Below are 20,846 nucleotides of genomic sequence, written 5' to 3'. Positions count from 1 at the left end.
GGCATCTAGTAACGATGACTAGAGTTAAGCTCTAGCTATGAGCGATGTCAAGAGGGTCAGCAAGCGCACCCAGAAGGCCCGCGAGACCCGGGCGCGGATCCTGAAGGCGGCCGGGGAGCTGTTCGTCCGCGACGGCTACGGCACCACGAACCTGCAGGACATCGCGGAGCTGGCGGGCGTGGCCGTGCAGACGATCTACTTCGTCTTCGGCAACAAGCGCACGCTGCTGAAGGAGCTGGTGGACGTCACCGTCGCGGGTGACGACGAGCCGGTGGCGACCTTGGACCGGCCCTGGTTCCAGGCGGCCATGGCGACCGGGGACGCCGAGGCGCACCTGCGGGCCCACGTGCGCGGCACGCGGCCGGTGCTCGAGCGGGTGGCGCCGATCACCAAGGTGCTGGACACGGCGGTGGCGATGGACCCCGAGGTGGCGGCGCTCTGGTCGCTGGGCACCGATCCGCGCCACGTCGTGCAGAGCACCACGGCCGCCTCGCTGATGGCCAAGCCGGGCGCGCGACCGGACGTGCCGGTGGAGGTGGCGGCCGACGTGCTGTTCGCGCTGCTCAGCCCCGAGCTCTTCCTGCTGCTGGTGGCGGACCGGGGCTGGTCACCCGAGCGGTATGAGGAGTGGGTGTATCGGACGCTGGCCGTCCAGCTCCTCGCCGAGCCGGGGGATCAGTGACCCACCCGCAGGCCCGGCGCGTCCGCCCAGCCGGTCACCTCGAGGACGCGGCACACCGTGCGCGAGACCGGGGCGAGGACGATCTCCCGCTCCGAGGATAATCGCGCGGCGGCGGCGACGATCAGGCGCATCCCCGCCACGTCGATGAACGTCAGGCCGGACAGGTCGAGCCGGATGTCGTTGCTGCCCGCGTTGATCGCCCAGTCGAGGGCGTCGCCGAGCAGGTGGCGGTTGCCGCGGTCGATCTCGCCGGTGATACGCAGGCCGAACGGGTGCGCAACGAGGGTGACGCGTGCCTTGTCGTCAGTTTCGAAGGTCATCCGGCTCCGGTTGGGGGCGCCTGCCGTACACCGTCATGATCTGCCCGCAAAAGATGGCTTTATGCTGAGGCCCGCCGTGGCCACGCGCTGCACAGATTTTGTGCCTTTTGTGCAATTTGCCCGTTAGCCGGTGGTGATCTTCGATAGGGTCTGCTCGTGCGCGCCCGCCGTCACGCCTTTTCCGCGGTGCTCTTCTGCGTCGTGGCGGTGACGGCCTGCGCGGCGGCGGCCGAGCTGCCCACCCTCGAAGAGGCCGCCCGGCAGCTCGACACCGACGCCACCAGCCTGCTCAGCGCCGCGGAGCTGCACCTGTCGGCGGTGGAGTCGGTGGCGGACGACACATGCGGGCAGGGACGGGCACGGCACTTCTTCCGGGCGGAGAGCGACCTGGTGGACGCCACGGCCGGGCTGCTGGAGCGGTTGCAGGCCATGGGCTACGACAAGGTCGTCGACGACCTGGACCTGCGGGACGAGGCCCAGGCCGTGGCGGTGTTGCGCAATCCGCGGACGCGGGTGACGTTCGAGCTGACGGTGGTCTCGGGGGACGAGCCCGGGGTCCAGGTCGTGGGTAGGACGATCTGCTACGCGCCCGGGTAGGCGCGCGTCTTCCTACGGTTCCCCACGATTTCCTACGGTGTGGACAGGGCCTCCGTCGGTGACAGGCGCGAGGCGCGGATGGCCGGGTAGAGGCCGGCCACGGCGCCGATGCCCAGGGTCGCGGCCAGGCCGCCGATCGTGGCCCACGCGGGCACGACCGAGGGCCACCCGCTGTAGAACGCGTACCCCATCGTGACCCCCGTCCCGAGCAGGATGCCGCCGAGGCCACCCATCGCGGACAGCAGCAGCGACTCCGCCAGGAACTGCGTGCGGATCTGACCCCGGGTCGCCCCGAGCGAGCGGCGCAGGCCGATCTCCGCGCGGCGTTCCAGGACCGAGATGACCATCGTGTTGGCCACGCCGACCCCGCCCACGAGCAGGGCCACCGCGCCCACGCCCAGGAGCAGGTTGGCGAACGCCTGGCTGGTGGCCTGCTTGGCGGCCAGCGCGTCGGACGGGCGGGAGATGTCCACCTCGTTCGGCGCCTCCGGGTTGGCCGTGCCGGCCAGCACCTGGCGTACCGCCTCCAGCTGGGCCTCGTCCGAGCGGGTGTAGAGCGTGGTCGGGTGCCCGTCGAAGTCGAGCTCCTTCTCCGCCACCGGCCAGCCGACCATGACGCCGCTGTCCAGGTCCGTGGCCAGCGCCACGGGCTCCAGGATGCCGACGACCGTGAAGCGGATGCCGCCGACGACGATCTGGGTGTCCGGGCCGGCCGACCCGATGCCGAGCCGCTGGGCGGCGGCCCAGCCGAGCACGGCGGCCGGGAAACGCTCGGTGGCCGCGTTGAGCCACGTCCCGCTGCGCAGGGTCGCGCCCACCGCGGCGGGCAGGTCGAGGCGGGCGGCGTAGGTGTTGATGCCGCCGGTCTGGGCCTCGGGGATCTGCTCCGAGCGGTACACCTTGGCCTCGGCCACCTTCCCGATCGACGAGACCGACTCGACCGGGCCGATCCGCTCGATCATCGCCTCCGCGTCCACCGGCATCTGGGCGGCCTCGCCCATGAGCGTGGTGCCCGACGACACCGTGAGCAGGTTCGTGCCCAGCGCGGAGAGCTGGCGGTCGAGCTCGGCGCCCGAGGAGGACGAGAGCCCGACCACGCCGACCATGGCCGCGATGCCGATGGCGATGCCCAGCGCGGACAGGAACGCCCGCAGCGGGCGCGTACGCAGGCCGACCGCGCCGACCCGCATCACGTCGCGCGGCCGCATCCTGGCCGGCGCCAGCTTCGGCCGCGGCACCTCGATGACCGCCATCACGCCACCCCGGATTCCATGGGTTCGGGCCAGGGCTCCTCCCGGGAGCCGTCGGCGGAGTCGGAGATGATCTCGCCGTCGCGCATCCGTACCTGCCTGGGCAGGCTGGCGGCGATCTCCCGGTCGTGTGTGATGATCACGATGGTGGTGCCGCTCGCGTTCAGCTCATGCAGCAGCTCCATCACCCCGTTGCCCGAGACCGAGTCCAGGGCGCCGGTGGGCTCGTCGGCCAGGAGCAGCGGCGGGTCGCCCGCCACCGCCCTGGCGATGGCCACACGCTGCCGCTCGCCGCCGGACAGCTCGTGCGGCTCGTGGTCCAGACGGTGCTCCAGCCCCACCCGCTTGAGCGCCACGACCGCGCGGCGGCGCCGCTCGGCCCTGCTCAGGCCGGTGTAGACGAGGCCGTCGGCCACGTTGTCCAGCGCGGGGACCTTCGCGGCCAGGTGGAAGGACTGGAAGACGAACCCGATCGTGGTCGCCCGCAGCGCCGAGAGCTGGTTGTCGGACAGCTTCGAGACGTCGTACCCGTCGATGTGGATCGATCCGGACGACGGCCGGTCGAGGGTGCCGACCACGTTGAGCATGGTCGACTTCCCCGACCCGGACGGGCCGACGATGGCGATGAGCTCGCCGTGGTCGATCCGCAGCGACACCGACTTCAGCGCCGCCACCCCGCCCGGGTACGTCCTGGACACGTCCGTCAGGGCGATCATGGGGTATGTCATTTCGGCATCCCCACGGTCATGCCCTCGGTGAGCCCGCCCCCGGAGACCTCGACCCGGCCCCCGGCGAACATTCCGGTCTCCACCGCGATGTACCGGGAGGTGCCGCCTTCGACGACCTCAAGGCCGTACCCGCCCTCCTGCAGCGCCACGAGCGCCGCGACCGGAACGGTCAGGACGTTCTTGCGCTGCGAGGCGGTGAACGTCACGTCCACCGAGGCCTTGTCGAGCCCGCGGGCGGACTTGGCGTTCCCGATCGAGACCAGTGCCTCCACCCGCGTCTCCGGCTCGGCGTTCTGGCTCTCGCCCGGGACGATGACCGTGGCCACCTCGGTGATCTTGCCGTTGACGCTCTTGCCGTCCGGCAGGGTGACCTCGACCTTGGCGCCCTTCTTGGCCATCCGCTGGTCCTCGGCATCGAGCTGCACCGTGATGACCTTGTTCGTGCCCGTGTAGGTCAGGACCTTCTGGCCGGGTTGCGCCGGCTGGCCCTCCTCGCTGTCGAGGCTCTCCACGCGCACCTTGTTCGGGGCGAAGACGACCCGGCCCAGCTCCACCACGCCGGTCTCGTCCAGGCCGCGGTCGTCCTGCCATTCCATGACGGCCTCGGCCGTGTCCCAGGTGAACGCGTCGTCGACCGTGAAGCCGTCGTAGCCGAGCTTGCTGAGGTTGCGCTCCAGGTTCTCGACGTCCTTGCCCTCCAAGCCGTTCTTCAGGTCGCGGTAGGCGGGTGTGTCGCCGTACATCAGCGTGACCGGCTTGTTGTCCACGCGGTACAGCGACTTCCCGCGGCTGATGGTCGCGCCGCTCTCGGGCAGCCAGGTGATCGTCCCCGGCTGCCGGCTCACGGCCGTGGTCACCGGGCCGTAGCCGAGCTCTCCGTCGGCGTCCGTGGTCTCGTTGAGGGTCTGCCTGTTCACCGTGGTGGTGGCCGGAGGCACGGCGCTGGCCGACCGGGTCGGGCCGGCGCCCCCGTCCAGCATGCCCGTGCTGTTCACCGCGACGAACCCGCCTCCCGCGGCGGCCACCACGACGAGGAGCCCGGCCACCAGCTTCCCCCGGCCGCGCCGGCGCCGTGGCCGGGACGGCGCCGCCTCCGGCTCGGCCCGCCCGTCCAGGGTGGTCCCGTCCTTCACTGGGCCCATCAAGAACCTCCCATACCGGCCTCAGCGGACTCCTTCTGGCACTTCTCCTGCGCGGACTTGAAGTCGGGGTCCTCGCCGACCTCGGGAGTGATGCGCATCATGCCGCCCTCGGGGTCGGGGTAGCTCTCGACGCCGTTGTCGCGCATGCACTGGGCGAGCTTGCGCAGGTTCTCGGCCATCTTCGGGTCGCCGCCGCCCTGGCGCGTGCCGCTGGGGGCGTACTGCTTGCACGCCTCCTGGGCCGCCTGGACCTTCTCCTGGGGGGTGTTCTTGTCGAACTTCATCATGAACCTGCCGCTCGAGTCGGGGTCCGGCACATCGACCCCGTTCTCGCGCATGCACTGGGCGAACTTGAGCCCCTTGGCCTGCGGGTCCTCGCTCGGCTTGGCGCTGGCCGCGGCCTGGGTGCCGGTGCCCCCGCTGACCGAGGCCACCCCTGTTCCGCCCCCGGCGTCCGAGCCGCAGCCGGTCAGGGCCAGGGTGAGCGCGAAAGGCGCTGTGACCAGGGCACTGAGGATTCGTCCTCGCATGAAAGATCTCCTCCGTCGTACGAACCGTCGAATGAACGTCGTCGAGGGGAGATGCAATAGGGCCCGCTGTTTCCTCAGCGTTTCCGTCGGCGGCTTATTTGCAGCAAATGCCCCCTAGGTCACACTCGGCTCTGTAAGCGGATAGAAGGGCCTGAGGTAAGCCATGCGGGTGCTGGTGGTTGAGGACGAGCCGATGCTCGCCGACGCGATTGCCGAGTGGCTGCGGGAGGAGACCCACGCGGTCGACCTGGCGCACGACGGCGAGGCCGCGCTGGAGCGCATCGCGGTGAACGACTACGACGTGGTCGTGCTGGATCGCGACCTGCCGCGCGTGCACGGCGACGAGGTCTGCCGGGAGATGGTGGCCTCCGACTGCGACGCGCGGGTGCTGATGCTCACCGCCGCCGCCCAGCTCGACGACCGGATCACCGGGTTGTCCCTGGGGGCCGACGACTACCTGCCGAAGCCGTTCGCCTTCCCCGAGCTGGCCGCCCGCGTCCTGGCGCTGGGCCGGCGCTCGCGGCCGGCCGTACCGCCCGTGCTGCGGCGGGCCGGGATCACCCTCGACCCGGCGCGCAGGGAGGTCTTCCGGAACGGGCGGTTCGTGCCGCTGTCGAAGAAGGAGTTCGCGGTGCTGACCGAGCTGATGCGGGCCGACGGCAACGTCGTCTCTGCCGAGCAGCTCCTGGAGAAGGCGTGGGACGAGCACGCGGACCCGTTCACGGGCGCGGTCCGGCTCACCATACTCAAGCTGCGCCGCAAGCTCGCGGACCCGCCGGTCGTGGAGACCGTGGCGGGAGTGGGGTATCGGATCGCATGAACCTGCTGCCGCCGTTGCCACGCGGGGTGCGGCCCACACTGCGGGTCCGGCTCACCTTCGTGTACGGCGCCCTGTTCTTCCTCGCCGGCCTGACATTGCTCGCCGTCACGTATCTCCTGTTCAACCAGCAGCTCAACCAGTCGTTTGAGGACCGGTTCAAGCCCGAGCCCGGCCGGACCAAGCAACTCTTCCTGGTGAAGGACGGCGTCACGGTGTACGGCGACGCCGCCCTCGAGTGGATGCGGCAGCAGGAGCTGGAGCTGCGCAGCGCCGCCATCACCTCTTTGCTCGCCCAGGGCGCCATCGCGCTCGTCGTGGTCGGTGGCGGGGCCGTGGCGCTGGGCTGGGTGGTGGCGGGCCGGGTGCTGGCCCCGCTCAACCTGGTCACCGACACCGCGCGCCGGATCGCCGCCGCCCCCATGGCCGAGCGCGGCCTGTCCGAGCGGATCGCGCTGGACGGGCCGGCGGACGAGGTCAAGGACCTGGCCGACACGTTCGACACCATGGTGGAGCGGCTCGACCACTCCTTCGACGGGCAGCGCCGGTTCGTGGCCAATGCCTCGCACGAACTGCGTACGCCGCTGACGCTGAACCGGGCGCTGGTCGAGCTGGCCATGCACCGGCGTACCGCCTCGGCCGACGTCAAGGAACTGGGCGAGAGCCTGCTGGAGATCAACACCCGCCACGAGCGCCTCATCAGCGGTCTGCTGCTGCTGGCCAGGTCCGAGCAGGAGATCGCGGACCGGTCGCCGGTGGACCTGGCCGACGTGGTGACGCACGTGGCCGCGCAGATCGCCGGGGACGCCTCCGACGCCAAGGTCACGGTCTACGAGGTCACCGCGCCCGCCCCGACCACCGGGGACGCGCTGCTGCTCGAACGGCTCGTGCACAACCTGGTGGAGAACGGCATCCGGTACAACGTGGACGACGGCAGCGGGTGGGTGCGGGTCGTGAGCCGTACCGTGTCCGGGGGGAAGGTCGAGGTGGAGGTCAGCAACACCGGGCCGGTCGTGCCGCCGTACGACATCCCGCTGCTGTTCAAGCCGTTCCACCGGCAGGCGTCCGACCGCACGGTGACGGGGACGAGCGCCGGGCTGGGGCTGTCGATCGTGCGGTCGGTGGCGATGGCGCACGGCGGGGACGTCCGGGCACGGCCCCGGGAGGGCGGCGGGCTGATCGTCGCCGTCGCCCTGCCCCGCGCCCGGGACTACTGACCGCCGCTCTCGATCAGCCCGCGCAGGGTGTCGTGGATCCGGCCGCCGGGGTCGACGGTGACGATCTCGTACGCCGCCACCCCCGTCACCGCGAACGGATCCTCCCGGGCCACCTTCTCGACGTGCTCGCGGGTCCCTCTGGCCAGGATCACCCCGCCGAGGTCGTCGGGGACCGTCTGACCGGACAGCAGGAAGGTGCCGTCGGCGTGCCGGCGCTCCAGGTAGGCCACGTGACCCGGCACGTGAGGGGTCACCTGATCGATCGGGACGGTGTAGCGCACCAGGAGCACATGCATCATGTCTTTCCTTATATATAGGTGCATATAGAGGTGCGCTCACCGGGCCCGCCTCACGACAAGCGCCGGGCCGGGTCGGAGGACGAGCCGGACGCCAGGTCGGGGCTCGGATCGAGGGCGGTTGGCGGTCGGCGGTGGCCACGGATTCGCCGCACGGGCCCCCGCGCTCGCGGAAGGCCGCGAATCGCGAGGGGCGCGTTCGCGAAGGCGTCCCTCGCGAGACCGGGGTGTCAGGTGTCGCGGTCGCGGACGTAGTAGTGGCCGAGTGTGTCGTCGTAGCGGCCGCTGGAGCGGCAGCAGCGGCGGAAAGCGGCGTCCGGAGCCGCAGGGGCACGGGTCGTTGCCGCCGAGCTTCTCGATCAGCTCCTTGTCGCGACCTGCGCGCCGGTCGCCGCGCTTGACGTGGGTCTCGCTAGAGGGAACCCCCGGCGGCGCTTGCTGGTCGGCTCAAAAGGACATCTCGTCGCGGTGCATGGTGGCCTCCTCGGATCCGGGGTGGACGAAGGTCACGATAGGTCGCCGGCGCTCGGGGTCGCGACGGGTTTTCCTGGTGCCGCGTAGTAGGAGTCGACGGCGGGCTGGCCGGTGTAGTTGGGGCCGGCCTGGTCGTTCGCGCCGAGGTAGCGGTACGGGAGGTCGACGGCGCGGCCGCCGGTGTGGCGGATCCTCCTGGTACGGGCGTCGTACAGGAATCCCTGCGACCGCAGCGCGGAGGTCAGGTGGGGGCCTGCCGGGGTGCCGTCCGGCAGGCGGATGCTGCGGACGTCGAAGTTCGCGGCGAAGAGGCCGCCTTCGGTGAGCCAGCCGGGGATCCTGGCCAGCAGGGCGAGCTTGTCGCCGATGTAGTGCAGGCCGTGTACGCAGGTGATGAGGTCGAACGGGGCGTCCGGACGCCAGGTGAGGGCGGAGGCGGTGACCAGGCGCAGGCGCGGGGGTCCGGCGGGCAGGCGAAGTAGCCGACCAGGTCCACGCCGACGATCTCGGCGTCGTTCCCGAGCAGGTGGGTGGCCTCGCCGAGGGCGTACGCGGCCCCGCAGCACAGATCGAGCCAGCGGGCGGGCCTGGCGCCGGCGGCGCGCAGGACGGCGGCGATGTCGATGCCGAGTTCGCGGCCGTAGCTGATGAGGCGGCGCTCGCGGTTCATCAGGCGGTTGGCGACGACCGTCGACCGTTCCAGCTCGGCATCCGTGGTCAGTTCCATGATCCCGCCACTCTACGGACAGCCGGCAAAGGGTTCGACAGATTCGAAAGTTCCCTACATATGTGGATGTGGGTCGCTATCGTACGCAACATCCACCAAATCAACCTCAGGAGTCACCTCTCTCATGGCGCATGTCGAACCGCTGCGGGAGGACGATCCGGCGACGGTGGGGACGTACCGGCTGCTCGGCCGGCTGGGCTCGGGCGGGCAGGGCACCGTGTACCTCGGGCGGGCGCCCGACGGGCGGGCGGTGGCGGTCAAGGTGCTGCGGGGCGGTCCGGGGTTCGACGAACGGTTCGCCAAGGAGATCGAGGCGGCGCGGCGGGTGGAGCCGTTCTGCATCGCGCAGGTGCTGGACGCCTCGCTGGGCGCGCGGCCGTACATCGTGACCGAGTACGTCGACGGGCCCTCGCTCCAGCAGGCCGGGCGCCACACGGGAGCCGATCTGCAGCGGCTGGCGGTCGCCACGGCCACGGCGCTGGCCGCCATCCACCAGGCGGGCATCGTGCACCGGGACTTCAAGCCCGCGAACGTCCTGCTCGGACCCGGCGGGCCGCGCGTCATCGACTTCGGCATCGCGCGGGCCATGGACGACGCCGTCACGCACACCAGCGGCATCGTGGGCACGCCCGCGTACATGGCACCCGAGCAGCTCGCGGGGCAGCCGGTGGGGCCGGCGGCGGACGTGTTCGCGTGGGCGTCGGTCATCGTGTGGACGGCCACGGGGACGCCGCCGTTCGGGCAGGACACGCTGCCGGCGATCATCAACCGCATCCTGCACAACGAACCCCAGCTCGGCGACCTGCCTCAGCCGCTGCGCTCGATCGTGTACGACTGCCTGGCCAAGGACCCACGGGCCCGGCCGACCATGCGGGACGTGATCCTGCGCCTGCTCAGCGGCCACCACCCGACTCCGTGGACGGGTCTCGGGCCGGCTCCCGGAGTGTGGCAGGGGGCGACGGCCGGTGCGGCGCGGGGGCCAGGGCCCGGACCGATGGCAGGGCCGGGGCCGGGGACGGGGCCAGGGCCAGGGCCAGGGCCGGGGCTGAGGCCGGGACCAGGACCAGGGCCGGGGCTGAGGCCGGGACCAGGGCCGGGGCCGGGGCGTTGGGGGCGGGTCGGGGTGCCGGTGGTTGCCGGGGTGTCCGGTGTCCTGGTGGTCGCGCTGGTCGGCGGGGTCGTCTGGCTTGCCCCGTGGTCCGGCAGACCGGGCTCGGCACCGCTTGCCGCCGCCTCCCCCAGCTCCGCCCCCACCACCGCCAAGGAGACCGCACACAAGCCGACGACGCCAAAGCCCCGCAAGACCCCTCGCAGGACCCCTCGCGAGACTCGGAAGCCGACCGCGACCCCCACCCCTACGACGAAACGCCCCACCCCGACCCCCACCCCCACTCCCACCAAGAAGCCGGCCACGGCGGCCAGGGTCAGCATTCTGGCGATCGAGCTGTCCGGCGGCCCAGGACAGTCCGAGTCGAGCGGCTGCTACATGCCCCCGGTGCACTTCCAGACCAGGGTGGAGTCGAGCCGCCCCGGCGTGTGGATCTCGTACGCGTGGGAGGTGGACGGCAGGACCCGCGAGAGCAGGAAGTCCTGGGTGCCGGAGGACGACTACACGGCGTTCGTGACCGCCGGACAGTACATGCTCGACGCCGGCAGCCACACCATAGCCCTGCGCGTCACCGCGCCCTCCACCGCGCGAAGGAGCATCTCGATCAACGTCTGCGACCTGGACGACTACCAATGACACCCGAGGCCATCGGCCCCTACCGGATCGTCGAGCAGCTCGGGGAGGGCGGCCAGGGAGTCGTGTACCTGGGCTCCTCCCCCGACGGCACACCCGTGGCCGTCAAGGTGCTGCGCGAGGGGGTCGCCGGTGACGGCCGCTTCGCCAAGGAGATCGCCGCCGCCCGGCGGGTGGAGCCGTTCTGCGTCGCGCAGGTGCTGGACGCCTCGCTGGGCGCGCGGCCGTACATCGTGACCGAGTACGTCGAGGGCCCCTCCCTCCAGCAGGCGGGCCCGCACACCGGTGCGGACCTGCAACGCCTGGCCGTCGCAACCGCCACCGCCCTGGCCGCCATCCACCGCGCCGGGGTCGTCCACCGCGACTTCAAGCCCGCGAACGTCCTGCTCGGCCGCGACGGGCCGCGCGTCATCGACTTCGGCATCGCGCGGGCCATGGACGACGCGGTGACCCGTACCAGCAGCATCGTGGGGACGCCCGCGTACATGGCGCCCGAGCAGTTCCTGGGCGCGCCCGCCGGGCCGGCCGTGGACGTGTTCGCGTGGGGGTCCGTGATCGTGTACGCCGCCACCGGCGCCCCTCCCTTCGGCAACGACTCCCTGCCGGCGGTGATCAGAAGGATCCAGTACGACGAGCCGCGCCTCGGGAACGTCCCCGAGCCGCTGCGCTCGATCGTGTACGCCTGCCTGTCGAAGGACCCCGCCGCCCGCCCCGCCATGCAGGACGTCCTCTTCCAGCTCATCGGCGGCCCGCCCCCACCACGTTCGGCCCCCGTCCCCGTCATGCGGACCGGCCCCACCCGGGCGGCGCCCCGCAACCGGCCGGCCACCGCGCTCCTGGCCGGAGGCGCGGCGATCGTCGTGGCCGGGGCCCTGACCGCCGCGTGGCTGTGGCTGCCCTCGCGCGGCGAGACCAGCACCGCCACCGTCACCACGCGGGCCACCACCCCAGGCCCGGCCACGACCCGGCCGCCGAGCCGGGCGAAGGGGTCGGCCAGAGCCCTGCGCCCCACCACGACGGCCGAGCGCACCGCGACGGCCGAGCCCACCAGGACGGCCGAGCCCACCACCACACCGACTGCCGGGCCCAGCGCCTCTCCCACCAGGACGCCGACCGGACAGACGACCGCGAGACCCACCACGACCAGCGGCGGAGGCGGCGTGAAGTCGGTGGCGTTCACGTACGAGGGCATCAGGCTGGGCGACTGCTGGCGCTACGACATGAACATCTGGGCCAAGGTCTCCGCCACCGGCCCCTACAGCTACCGCTGGCTGGTCAACGGGCAGAACCAGGGCAGGCAGGCGGGCACCTCCTCCTCCAGACCCCTGCTGCCCTCCATCACGTGGAAGCGGGCCGGCACGTATCGCGTGGTCTTCGAGGTGATCACGCCCGTCCGCAGCCAGAAGAGCGTCACGGTGAACATCTGCGACTTCAACAAGGGCTGGTGACCCGGCGGGCCCGGATTCGCGGGAGGGCTTCCGGGTACCTAACGATCACCGTACGACCCCGGAAGGAATCCCCTCATGACCGAGGCCCGTCTCCCCCGCTTCCACCTCGCCGTCCCCGTGGACGACCTGGACGCCGCCCGCCACTTCTACGGCAAGCTCATCGGCTGCGCCCAGGGCCGCAGCTCGGAACGGTGGATCGACTGGAACCTGTACGGCCACCAGTTCGTCACCCACCTGGCCCCCACCCGCCAGGAAAGGGCGCACAACCCCGTGGACGGCCACGACGTCCCGGTCCCCCATTTCGGACTGATCCTGACAATTCCGGAATTTCATCAGCTGGCCGAGCGGTTCCGCGAGGCGGGCACCACGTTCGTCATCGAGCCGTACCTGCGCTTCGAGGGGCTCCCCGGCGAGCAGTGGACGATGTTCCTGCTGGACCCGGCGGGCAACGCGCTGGAGTTCAAGGCGTTCGCGGACGACGCGCAGGTGTTCGCCGTCTAGGCCAGGCGGCAGAGGTCCGCGCCCGGTCCTACGACCAATGGCGGAGGGCACACCCGGCCGTGGCAGGAGGCGGCGACGGGCGCGACCGCCATAGCGTCGACACCATGAAGATCGGAATTCTCGGAACGGGGAACGTAGGGCGGGCGCTGGCCGCCGGCTGGTCCGGTGCGGGCCATGACGTCGTCCTGGGATCGCGGCGGCCGGACGATACGGGACTGCGGGCCGAACTGGCGGCCGCGCTCGGAGAGGCCGTGCCGGTCGTGGACGTGTCCTCAGCCGTCGCGGGCGCCGGCGTGGTGGTCAACGCGACGCCCGGCACGGCGTCCGTGCCGCTGCTCGCCGAGGTAGGCGCGCCGGCCCTGGCGGGGAAGGTGCTGCTCGACGTGGCGGTCGGCTTCACGGAGGACGGCGCGCTCTCCCATCTCGGAGAGAGCCTCGGCGAGGAGATCCAGCGGTCCTACCCGGACACGATGGTCGTCAAGACGCTCTGCACCATCGACTCAGAGCTCATGGTCGCGCCGGACTCGCTGGAGGGCCCGAGCACGGTCTTCCTGTCAGGGGATGACGCCGAGGCCAAGCGTACGGTCGGCGGGCTGCTGAACGACCTGGGCTGGCCCACGGAGTCGCTGCTCGACCTGGGAGGCATCGCCACGGCCCGGGGCCAGGAACATTACAGCCTGCTCTTCCTGGGAATCGCCGGCGCCATCGGCGCGTACGGTTTCGGGATACGGGTGGTCCCGCCGGCCCGCAGCTAGCCTATTTCGCCGGGAACACCTCGATGTCCAGCCACAGGTTCCCGTTCTTGGGCGGCGGATTGATTTTCCGCGGGAAAAGAATGCGGCCCTGGGCGTCGACCATCATCCAGCTCACCACGCACCTGCCCGCCGAATTGTGGCCCACGGTGATGGGCACGCTGACGGCCACCGTGTCGCCCGGGTCGGCATCGGGAACAGGAACGCGTCGCTCCGACGAAACACACGGGTCGTCACCGACGCGCTGGACGTAGCGGTTTCTCCAGTTGACGTCGCCCTTGTTCCGGACGAGCCACATTTTGGTGACCTTCGCGCCGGCCGCCAGCCTGGTTCCGTCCTGCAGCGTCGGATCGGCCGTGGTCTTCATGTCATCGCCGCTGATCAGCGACTGGCTCGCAACCGCAACCGCAGCCGCGGGGGCGGGGGCGGGGGCCGGCGGCGGCTGGTCGGCACCGCTCAGCAGGGCGAAGACGCCCGCGATCACGGCCGAGCCGATCGCCCCGGCCACCCCGATCCAGGCGGCCACCACGGTGCTCGACCTGTCCTCCGACGAGGAGGACACCCGGCCGGCGCCCCGGCGGCTCCGCGAAATTCGCACGCGAATACTCGCCCATCGCATCGGCCCGTCACGACTTCACGCAGATTACCCGCTCGCGTATTGCCCGACGGTGCGAATCGAAACGACGGAAACAATGACCTTCGCTGCAGATATTCATTAACGCTTGAGCAATTCCTCCAGGCTCGTGGCGGGGTGCCCGGTGAGGAGGGGAATGGCGTCGGTGACCCCTTCGAGCTCCCCGGCGGCGATCGCGAGATAGGTGGACACCCACGCCTCCACCTGCCATCCGGGCGCGCCGTAGACCCGGCGGGACTCGTACGCCTCGGCCTCCGTCTCGGGGTGGTAGGTGATCGTGCGTCCCGTCGCCCTGCTCAGAGTGGCGGCGACCTCGTCCAGCGTGAGCGCCTGGGGGCCGGTGAGGTCGTACGTCACCCCCTCGTGCTCACCGGGCCGCAGCAGCACCGCCGCGGCCGCCTCCGCGATGTCGTCCTGGGCCACGGCCGCCACCCGCCCCTGCCCGGCCGGCCCGCGGATCACGCCGTCGTCGCCGGCCATGCCGGGCAGGAAGTCGGCGTACAGGTTGTCGCGCAGGAAGGTGAAGGGCAGGCCGCTGTCGCGGATGTACTGCTCGGTGGCCCAGTGGTCGCGGGCGAGCGTGAACGTCGCCGCCGGGGCCGCGCCGTAGAAGGAGATGTACACCAGGTGCGCGACACCGGCGTCGCGGGCGGCGGCGACGAACGTGCGGTGCTGTTCGAGGCGGTCGGAGCTCTCCGACGCCGAGACGAACAGCACGGTCGAAGCCCCTTCGAGCGCCCGGCGCATGGCCGCGCGGTCGCCGTAGCCGGCGTCGACGGCGGTGGCGCGGTCGAGGCGGGGGGCCTGGTCGGTGGCGTGCCGGGAGACGAGCCGCTGCTCGACACCGGCTGAGGCGAGCAGCGCGGCGACCCGGCCGCCGAGCCGGCCGGTGGCGCCCGTGGTGACGGTGAACGACATACCGGCACCCTATTGACCGCCGTCCGGGATTTGTCGGAACCATGCCATAGGGTGCCGCGCATGATCGGCTTACGTCGGCTGCATCCCGTACGGCTGGGCCTGGTGGCGATCCTCCTGATGGGCGGCCTGGCAGCCAGCGCGCCCGCGGCCGTCGAATATCACATGTGCTCCTTCGTCAACTCCTCGATCTCCTGCGGCGACCCCGCGTTCGAGGCGGAGATGAGGGCCCAGGCGATGACGGCCGAGGAGGCCCGCTCCATCGGCTGCCCCCCGCTCACCTGGGGCGACGAGGACGTGGCGGCCGAGCCGGAGCCGTACTCCACTCCGGCGTACGCGACCCGCTCCCCCGACGCCGCCGTCGCCGCCCGGGTCGGACGCGCCTGGGACCGCATCGAGAAGTGGCTCGGCGCGCACGCCTCGGCTACGCTGCGCAAGCTCCAGTTCGGCATCGAGCCCGATCGCGTGGCCGAGTGGGAGCACTACCAGGAGCGCCGGCTGCCCGACGACCTGTACGCGTCCTTCCTGCGCCACGACGGCGCCGACGGCAACCTGGGCTCGGGATTCCAGCTGCCCGGCGCGTACGGCCTGACGGATCTGTCCACCATCTCCTACCTGAACTGGGGCAACTGCCACGAGGTGGTGCTGGCGGGCGACATGGAGCTGGCCGACCCCGAGGACGGCGTCTGGCACGGCAGCCTGCTGCCGATCGCTTCCACCGGGCGCGGCCAGGAGCTCGTCGTCGATCCCCGTACGGGCCGGGTCGGCGAGGCCGAGTCCGGCGAGCGTCTCCGCTACGACGGCCCCATGGGCTGGCCCTCGTACGTGGCGATGCTGGAAGCCATGGCCGGCGCCCTGGAGAGCGGGACCGCGCTGCGCGACTGGTACCCCACGGTGACCGCCGGTTGCGAGCTGCGCTGGGCCGAGGAGCCCGCCGAACCGCGTACGGGCTGCGCCGGCGGCCCCCGCCCCACGCCGACCCCCACGGCTGAACCGACCCCGGAGCCGCCCACCGCCGAGGAGATCAGCGCCACCGGTTGCCGCCCGACCCGTAAGAAGCCCGTCGTACGCGTGCCGGACCCGCGCGTCACCGCCGAGGTCGGCGCGGTCTGGCGGCGCATCGAACGCTGGCTCGCCCGCAGGGCGCCCCGCACGTACGAGCTGCTGCGGCCCCCGGCCGGCCCGGCGGCGATCGCCCGGGCGGAGGCGGCCATCGGGGCGCGTTTCCCCGACGACCTGCGCGCCTCGCTGCTCCGCCACGACGGCGGCGGCTCCTGGGGCTTCGGCCCCGCCCCGTTCTACGAGCTGATGTCGGTCAAGGCCATCCGCTCGGAGTGGAAGATGATGTGCGGTCTGGTGGTGCACGAACCGGAGCTGGCCATCGACTGGTGGCACGGGCGCCTGATCCCGTTCGCGACCGCCCACGACGGCGGAAACCTGTTCATCGACCCCGACACGGGCAAGACCGGCGAATACTTCAACGAGACCGGCCTGACCTTCGAGGGTGACCCGGTGTGGCCCTCCTACCTGGCCCTGCTCAGGGCGACGGCGAGATCGCTGGAGACCGGCAAGCCGATCCGCGGCTGGCGGCCCCGCATCGTCAAGGGAGAGCTGGACTGGGAGAGCACGAGCCGATCATGACCCCGACCGGCCGGCCCCGGTGATCACCGCGACGGCCTCGACCTCGACGAGCTGGTCGGCGTAGCCGAGCACGGTGACGCCGAGCAGCGTGCTGGGCACGTCGTGGGCGCCCATGTACTCCCGGTACACCTCCCAGGCCGTCACCAGGTCGGCCTGCTTGCCGGAGGCGACGTACACGGTGGTCTTGACGACGTCGGTCAGTGACGCGCCCGCGCCTTCCAGGGCGGTGATGAGGTTGTTCATCACCTGATGGGTCTGCCCGGCGTAGTCGCCGACGGCCACCGTCTCGCCGTCGAGGTCGAGCGGGCAGGCACCCGCCACCCAGATCGAGCGGAGGGGAACCTCTACGGCCGCCGCGTACGCGTATTCGACCCGCTGGGTCAGCTGGTCGTTACGAATGAGTCGAACACCTGTGGTCATGACTGTCTTCTTACCCGACCGAAGTGGACAATCGTGTCAACCAGGTGTCCTCCAGCACCGTCTCCTCTTGTGCACCATCCGCCGCGAGGGAGCCGCCATGCGCGCCAAGCCGGCCGTCTTAGCCGCCGCGATCGTGTCGTGCGTCGTTTTCCCCGCGGCTCCCGCCGCCGCGGACGTCGTGGGATATCAGTGCACCACCACCGCCACGGGCGAGAAGCTGGACGTCAACATCGACGTCGTGCTGACCGTGCCCGCGCAGGCCACGGTGGACGAGGAGATGACGATCGGCTGGCGCGGGACCTATGTCACCGGCGCCGAACTGATCGTCCCCGCCACGGGCCTGGAGGGCGAGATCAACATGTACGTCTACGCGGGCATCAGCGGCATCGAGGACCTGACCTCCGCCACGGGAGTCGCCCCGCTCGGCACGGTCATCCCCGGGGAGACCGTGCCGCTCCCCGAGACGGCCCAGCTGAAGACGACGCCGGGAAAGGCGGACGAGGGCACCGTGCACGCGGCCTCCATCAACTTCGGCCCCCGCCCTCAGGAGCGCCTGATCGAGTGCGAGGTGAAGGACAAGGACGCCCTGACGGAGTATCCCCTCACCGTCGTCGGTGCCGACGGCGGCACTCCCACCCCCGACGACAGCCCGAGCCCCAGCCCGGACGACACCGGCACGGAAACCTCGGACCCCGAGACCTCGGACCCGGAGACCACCGAGGACCCGGAGACCACCGACACCCCGTCCGGCGGGGTGTCCACGGGTGGTGGCGGGGAGGCCGGGCCCGACGGGCGGGCGGTGATGGTGACCGGCCTCGTGGTCGTGCTGGCCGCGGCCACCGGTCTGCGCCTGCGCAGACCCCGCCGCACGGCCTAGCCGCCGGAGAGGCCACCGGAGAGGCCACCGGGGAAGCCACCGGGGAAGCCACCGGGGAGGCCGCGCACGGCGCTCGCGTCAGCCGCCGACCAGCGGCACGAGCTTGACGAACGACACGACCGGATCCACGGTGAGGTCGATCAACTCGGCCAGGTCGTCGACCTGGCGATCCCCCACCAGCAGCAGGAATCCGTTGCTCTGGAACGCCCGCTCGGCGATGTCGGCCTGGCGCTCCCAGTCGATGCTCCGGGTGGCGCCCATGCGGTAGCCGTTCAGCTCCACCTCGGCGCCCACCGGCCGCACCAGCCCGCGGAACCGGGCGGTCGGGACTGCGTTGTAGCGGGCGACCTCCTCGCGGACGCGCAGGCGGACGAGCTCGCGCGCCGAGATGCGCTCCGGCAGGTCGGGCAGCGTGAACTCGTCCAACGGCTTACCGGTGGCGCTCTCGTCCCTGAAGGTGACCGTGGCCATGTCGCGGCTCCATCGTTCGTGGTCGTCAACGTGTCGAGCCATGGATAGCAGGCGCGGCCGACAGTCAAACCATTGAACTCCGGCGGCTCCGGCGTTACGGTGCAGCAGAAAGGCACTTTTGTACTCTGTCATATTGTATCGATTGATACGCAAGGAGGTCTGCCGGAGCATGCCGAGAAGAGTGATGTTCCCCCTGTTAGCAGCCCTGATGGCGACCGCCGCCGGCGCCCACCCGGCGGCGGCCGCCCCCACCACGAACATCGTGTACGTCGCCAAGAACGGCAGGGACGACGCGACCGGCACCAAGAAAGACCCGTTCGCCACGATTGAACGCGCCCGCGACGCACTGGCGGGCAGGACCGGCGAGCGCACTCCCGGCATCGTCTACATCCGCGAGGGCGTCTACCGGACGTCCAGGACGATCGGGGTCACCGGCAAGGAGCACTCCTACGTCACCTACGCCGCCTACCCCGGCGAGCAGGTCGAGCTGGCCGGGGTCACCACGCTCGCGCCGGACCGGTTCCGCAGGCTGAGCGACGTCCCGGCGGGCGAGACGAAGTGGTCGTCGAAGGCCCGCGTCCCGGCCGCCGCGGCCCCCGACGTCTACGTGTACGACCTGGGCGCGGAAGGCATCCCCACCGGCCGGCTCAACAAGAACGGCTTCAACTGGAAGCCGCAGCCCTTCGCCCCCGAGCTGATCACCGACGACGTCACGCAGACCCTCGCGCAGTATCCCAACGGCGACGCCAAGCTCGACCGCGACCACATCACCGTCAAGGAGGCCCCGAAGGGCGCCCGCGACTACTTCTCGGACAAGACCCCCGACGGCACGACCCTGCCGTACGAGGACATGCTCCGCCTCCCCGGCCCCGTCTACACGATCACCGACCCCGCCGTGGCCGCCCGCTACACCACCTGGGCCAGGCCCACGGGCACGACGGAGCCCGACAACACGGCCCACGAGACCGACGGCTGGCTGTCCGGATATTTCGGCAACAACTATGCCAACGACCGCGTACGCATCGACTCCGTCGGCGGCAACGACCTCAGGACCAGCTACCCCACCATGTACGTGGCCACCGACAAGTGGACGTCGTTCGTGGCCCAGAACGTGCTGAGCGAGCTCGACACCGAGGGTGAGTACTACATCGACCGCCGGCAGGACCACAACACGCTCTACTACTATCCACCGGGCGGAACGGTCGAGGGCAAGGAGATCAGCCTCACCTCCTTCGACGCCCCCTTCTTCCAGCTGGAGAACGTCAAGGGCGTCACGCTCAAGGGCCTGAAGCTGAACGGCACCACGGGCACCGCCGTACGCCTGCTGGACGCCGAGTCGTGCACCGTGGACGGCCTGGAGATCCTCAACGTCAGCATGGACGCGGTCGCGATCGGCGAGGCCAACGACGCGATCACGGCGATCGCCGAATACCGCACGAGCCGGGGCGGCCACCGCAACCGGGTGGTCAACAGCAGGCTGCACGACCTGGGCGGCGGCGGGGTGTTCACGGCCGGGGGCGACCGCGACTCGCTCGAACGCGGTGACCACGTCGTCGAGCACAACGAGATCTACGACTTCTCGAAGCTGGCCACGTACACGCCGGCGGGGTACATGTACGGCGTCGGCAACACGTTCCGCTACAACCACGTCCACGACGCGCCGCACATGGCCATCCAGATCATGGGCAACGACATGGAGATCAGCCACAACAGGTTCGAGAACCTCGTGACGCACGCCTCGGACCAGGGCGTGATCTACGCGGGGCGGGACTACACGTACCTGAACAACGTGGTGGCGTACAACCTGTTCAGAGGCATCGGCGCGGACGGCAACCAGGCCGTCTACATGGACGACGGGATGTCGGGGATGGTGGTCCACCACAACTTCTTCGACAACGTCCAGCACGGCCTGTTCTACCAGTCCGGCCACAGCAACGTCGCCGCGGACAACGTCTTCAAGGACGTGAAGTACCTCGGCCACGACAAGCTCTACCACGAGGGCGGCAAGCGGCTGCCGGTGGCCAACTCCAAGGTCGTGATCGAGCGGTTCAACGACATGCTGAAGGCCGGGGACGGCACCGGGTTCACCAACACCCGGGAGAACGTCGAGCGGTGGTACCGCCGCTACGGCCGGCAGTACCCGAACATCCGCGACTGGTACGTCCCCGCCGACGCCAGTGGCCGGGTCTGCACCGCGATCGGCACCACGGAGTGCACCGACGAACACGTATGGAGCGACCCGGACTCCGTGTACGTCCCCGCCCGCAACGTGCTGACCCGGTCGGTGAGCATCGGCACGGGCGACTTCGCCTACACCGACGACGCCGGCGGGCTGAGCGTGAAGACGTTCAACCCGGACTTCGACTCCTTCAACGTCAAGCGACCCACCGCCGCCGAGCTCGCCTTCGACCCGGCCACCGGCACGTTCGACGCCCGGACCACACCGCTGAACGCCGAAGAGGGCTTCGGCCGCGCATGGGTGCGGGACTGGAACAGGAACTTCACCCTGGACGGGATCGGCCCTCGCTGATCCGGCCCGGAAACGACTTCGGGCATCCCCGCGTCTCGCGGGGATGCCCGGATGCCGGTGCGCCGCCAGGGACTCGAACCCCGGACCCGCTGATTAAGAGTCAGCTGCTCTAACCAACTGAGCTAGCGGCGCTGGC

General features: G+C 70.9%; 23 protein-coding genes and 1 tRNA gene. 11 read left to right on the top strand and 13 right to left on the bottom strand.

The window, feature by feature from the left end; all coding sequences use genetic code 11:
- The first annotated feature begins 37 nt into the window (after positions 1 to 37).
- Positions 38 to 682, top strand: a complete 645-nt coding sequence (locus tag AB0J69_RS11245) for a helix-turn-helix domain-containing protein (protein WP_364115385.1) — start codon at positions 38 to 40, stop codon at positions 680 to 682.
- Here the strand turns inward: AB0J69_RS11245 and AB0J69_RS11240 are convergent.
- Positions 676 to 1,002 carry an STAS domain-containing protein gene (locus AB0J69_RS11240; RefSeq protein WP_364115383.1) on the bottom strand — a complete coding sequence of 109 codons (327 nt, stop codon included), beginning with the start codon at positions 1,000 to 1,002 and terminating at the stop codon, positions 676 to 678. The two genes, AB0J69_RS11245 and AB0J69_RS11240, sit on opposite strands and share 7 nt — an antisense overlap.
- A gap of 156 nt (positions 1,003 to 1,158) precedes the next feature.
- On the opposite strand from AB0J69_RS11240, the gene AB0J69_RS11235 reads away from it, so the two are divergent.
- Positions 1,159 to 1,599: a hypothetical protein gene (locus AB0J69_RS11235; protein ID WP_364115381.1), complete on the top strand. Its 441-nt coding sequence runs from the start codon at positions 1,159 to 1,161 to the stop codon at positions 1,597 to 1,599.
- 32 nt (positions 1,600 to 1,631) lie between these two features.
- On the opposite strand, the gene AB0J69_RS11230 is transcribed toward AB0J69_RS11235, so the two are convergent.
- From AB0J69_RS11230 to AB0J69_RS11215, 4 genes are read right to left on the bottom strand one after another with little or no spacing between them, the layout of a single operon-like run.
- Positions 1,632 to 2,852, bottom strand: coding sequence for an ABC transporter permease (locus AB0J69_RS11230; RefSeq protein WP_364115379.1), 1,221 nt, complete (start codon positions 2,850 to 2,852; stop codon positions 1,632 to 1,634).
- Positions 2,852 to 3,577: an ABC transporter ATP-binding protein gene (locus AB0J69_RS11225; RefSeq protein ID WP_364115377.1), complete on the bottom strand. Its 726-nt coding sequence runs from the start codon at positions 3,575 to 3,577 to the stop codon at positions 2,852 to 2,854. The genes AB0J69_RS11230 and AB0J69_RS11225 overlap by 1 nt, the downstream gene beginning before the upstream one ends.
- Complete coding sequence (locus tag AB0J69_RS11220) at positions 3,574 to 4,719, bottom strand: peptidoglycan-binding protein (RefSeq protein WP_364115375.1); 1,146 nt, start codon at positions 4,717 to 4,719, stop codon at positions 3,574 to 3,576. Before AB0J69_RS11220 ends, AB0J69_RS11225 begins: the two co-directional genes overlap by 4 nt.
- Complete coding sequence (locus tag AB0J69_RS11215; RefSeq protein ID WP_364115373.1) at positions 4,719 to 5,249, bottom strand: hypothetical protein; 531 nt, start codon at positions 5,247 to 5,249, stop codon at positions 4,719 to 4,721. Before AB0J69_RS11215 ends, AB0J69_RS11220 begins: the two co-directional genes overlap by 1 nt.
- A 163-nt stretch (positions 5,250 to 5,412) precedes the next feature.
- On the opposite strand from AB0J69_RS11215, the gene AB0J69_RS11210 reads away from it, so the two are divergent.
- Together AB0J69_RS11210 and AB0J69_RS11205 are read left to right on the top strand one after the other, a co-directional pair.
- Positions 5,413 to 6,069 (top strand): response regulator transcription factor, encoded by a 657-nt coding sequence (locus AB0J69_RS11210; protein WP_364115371.1) that lies wholly within the window; start codon positions 5,413 to 5,415, stop codon positions 6,067 to 6,069.
- A complete protein-coding gene (locus AB0J69_RS11205; protein WP_364115369.1) occupies positions 6,066 to 7,283 on the top strand; it encodes an ATP-binding protein in 1,218 nt (405 codons plus the stop codon). The genes AB0J69_RS11210 and AB0J69_RS11205 overlap by 4 nt, the downstream gene beginning before the upstream one ends.
- Here AB0J69_RS11205 and AB0J69_RS11200 read toward each other — a convergent pair.
- The 3 genes from AB0J69_RS11200 to AB0J69_RS11190 all read right to left on the bottom strand — a co-directional run bounded on the left by AB0J69_RS11200 (position 7,277) and on the right by AB0J69_RS11190 (position 8,619).
- On the bottom strand, positions 7,277 to 7,582 hold the full coding sequence (locus AB0J69_RS11200; protein WP_364115367.1) for a YciI family protein: 306 nt from the start codon (positions 7,580 to 7,582) through the stop codon (positions 7,277 to 7,279). The genes AB0J69_RS11205 and AB0J69_RS11200 overlap by 7 nt on opposite strands.
- Before the next feature lie 36 nt (positions 7,583 to 7,618).
- Positions 7,619 to 7,939, bottom strand: coding sequence for an SEC-C metal-binding domain-containing protein (locus AB0J69_RS11195; RefSeq protein ID WP_364115699.1), 321 nt, complete (start codon positions 7,937 to 7,939; stop codon positions 7,619 to 7,621).
- Positions 7,940 to 8,085: 146 nt separating this feature from the next.
- Entirely contained in the window at positions 8,086 to 8,619 is a 534-nt protein-coding gene (locus AB0J69_RS11190) for a class I SAM-dependent methyltransferase (protein WP_364115365.1), read from the bottom strand.
- A 285-nt stretch (positions 8,620 to 8,904) separates the two neighbouring features.
- Here AB0J69_RS11190 and AB0J69_RS11185 point away from each other — a divergent pair, with 285 nt between their 5' ends.
- The 4 genes from AB0J69_RS11185 (at position 8,905) to AB0J69_RS11170 (ending at position 13,225) form a co-directional block, all read left to right on the top strand.
- A complete protein-coding gene (locus AB0J69_RS11185) occupies positions 8,905 to 10,524 on the top strand; it encodes a serine/threonine-protein kinase (RefSeq protein WP_364115363.1) in 1,620 nt (539 codons plus the stop codon).
- Positions 10,521 to 11,969, top strand: coding sequence for a serine/threonine-protein kinase (locus AB0J69_RS11180; protein WP_364115361.1), 1,449 nt, complete (start codon positions 10,521 to 10,523; stop codon positions 11,967 to 11,969). Before AB0J69_RS11185 ends, AB0J69_RS11180 begins: the two co-directional genes overlap by 4 nt.
- Before the next feature lie 75 nt (positions 11,970 to 12,044).
- Complete coding sequence (locus tag AB0J69_RS11175) at positions 12,045 to 12,470, top strand: VOC family protein (RefSeq protein WP_364115359.1); 426 nt, start codon at positions 12,045 to 12,047, stop codon at positions 12,468 to 12,470.
- 104 nt (positions 12,471 to 12,574) lie between these two features.
- The gene (locus tag AB0J69_RS11170; RefSeq protein ID WP_364115357.1) at positions 12,575 to 13,225 is read left to right on the top strand and encodes an NAD(P)-binding domain-containing protein; all 651 of its coding nucleotides are present in this window, start codon (positions 12,575 to 12,577) and stop codon (positions 13,223 to 13,225) included.
- Between the two features lies 1 nt (position 13,226).
- Here the strand turns inward: AB0J69_RS11170 and AB0J69_RS11165 are convergent, their stop codons facing one another.
- Both AB0J69_RS11165 and AB0J69_RS11160 read right to left on the bottom strand, forming a co-directional pair.
- Complete coding sequence (locus tag AB0J69_RS11165) at positions 13,227 to 13,748, bottom strand: NBR1-Ig-like domain-containing protein (RefSeq protein ID WP_364115355.1); 522 nt, start codon at positions 13,746 to 13,748, stop codon at positions 13,227 to 13,229.
- A gap of 189 nt (positions 13,749 to 13,937) precedes the next feature.
- Positions 13,938 to 14,774, bottom strand: coding sequence for an SDR family oxidoreductase (locus tag AB0J69_RS11160; RefSeq protein ID WP_364115353.1), 837 nt, complete (start codon positions 14,772 to 14,774; stop codon positions 13,938 to 13,940).
- Positions 14,775 to 14,834: 60 nt separating this feature from the next.
- On the opposite strand from AB0J69_RS11160, the gene AB0J69_RS11155 reads away from it, so the two are divergent.
- A complete protein-coding gene (locus AB0J69_RS11155) occupies positions 14,835 to 16,412 on the top strand; it encodes an SMI1/KNR4 family protein (RefSeq protein WP_364115351.1) in 1,578 nt (525 codons plus the stop codon).
- On the opposite strand, the gene AB0J69_RS11150 is transcribed toward AB0J69_RS11155, so the two are convergent.
- A complete protein-coding gene (locus AB0J69_RS11150; protein ID WP_364115349.1) occupies positions 16,407 to 16,832 on the bottom strand; it encodes a RidA family protein in 426 nt (141 codons plus the stop codon). The genes AB0J69_RS11155 and AB0J69_RS11150 overlap by 6 nt on opposite strands.
- 97 nt (positions 16,833 to 16,929) lie before the next feature.
- On the opposite strand from AB0J69_RS11150, the gene AB0J69_RS11145 reads away from it, so the two are divergent.
- Positions 16,930 to 17,709 carry a hypothetical protein gene (locus AB0J69_RS11145; RefSeq protein WP_364115347.1) on the top strand — a complete coding sequence of 260 codons (780 nt, stop codon included), beginning with the start codon at positions 16,930 to 16,932 and terminating at the stop codon, positions 17,707 to 17,709.
- Between the two features lie 78 nt (positions 17,710 to 17,787).
- Here AB0J69_RS11145 and AB0J69_RS11140 read toward each other — a convergent pair whose 3' ends face one another.
- Positions 17,788 to 18,180 (bottom strand): hypothetical protein, encoded by a 393-nt coding sequence (locus AB0J69_RS11140; RefSeq protein WP_364115345.1) that lies wholly within the window; start codon positions 18,178 to 18,180, stop codon positions 17,788 to 17,790.
- A 169-nt stretch (positions 18,181 to 18,349) separates the two neighbouring features.
- On the opposite strand from AB0J69_RS11140, the gene AB0J69_RS11135 reads away from it, so the two are divergent.
- Positions 18,350 to 20,710 carry a right-handed parallel beta-helix repeat-containing protein gene (locus tag AB0J69_RS11135; RefSeq protein WP_364115343.1) on the top strand — a complete coding sequence of 787 codons (2,361 nt, stop codon included), beginning with the start codon at positions 18,350 to 18,352 and terminating at the stop codon, positions 20,708 to 20,710.
- A gap of 58 nt (positions 20,711 to 20,768) precedes the next feature.
- Here AB0J69_RS11135 and AB0J69_RS11130 read toward each other — a convergent pair.
- Positions 20,769 to 20,842 (bottom strand) — tRNA-Lys (locus tag AB0J69_RS11130).
- Between the last annotated feature and the right edge of the window lie 4 nt (positions 20,843 to 20,846).

Origin of the sequence: Nonomuraea sp. NPDC049709 (assembly GCF_040674815.1) — a bacterium.
Classification (GTDB): domain Bacteria; phylum Actinomycetota; class Actinomycetes; order Streptosporangiales; family Streptosporangiaceae; genus Nonomuraea.
Note: the sequence above shows the minus strand (reverse complement) of the source record. Positions and strands in the feature narration are given on the sequence as shown.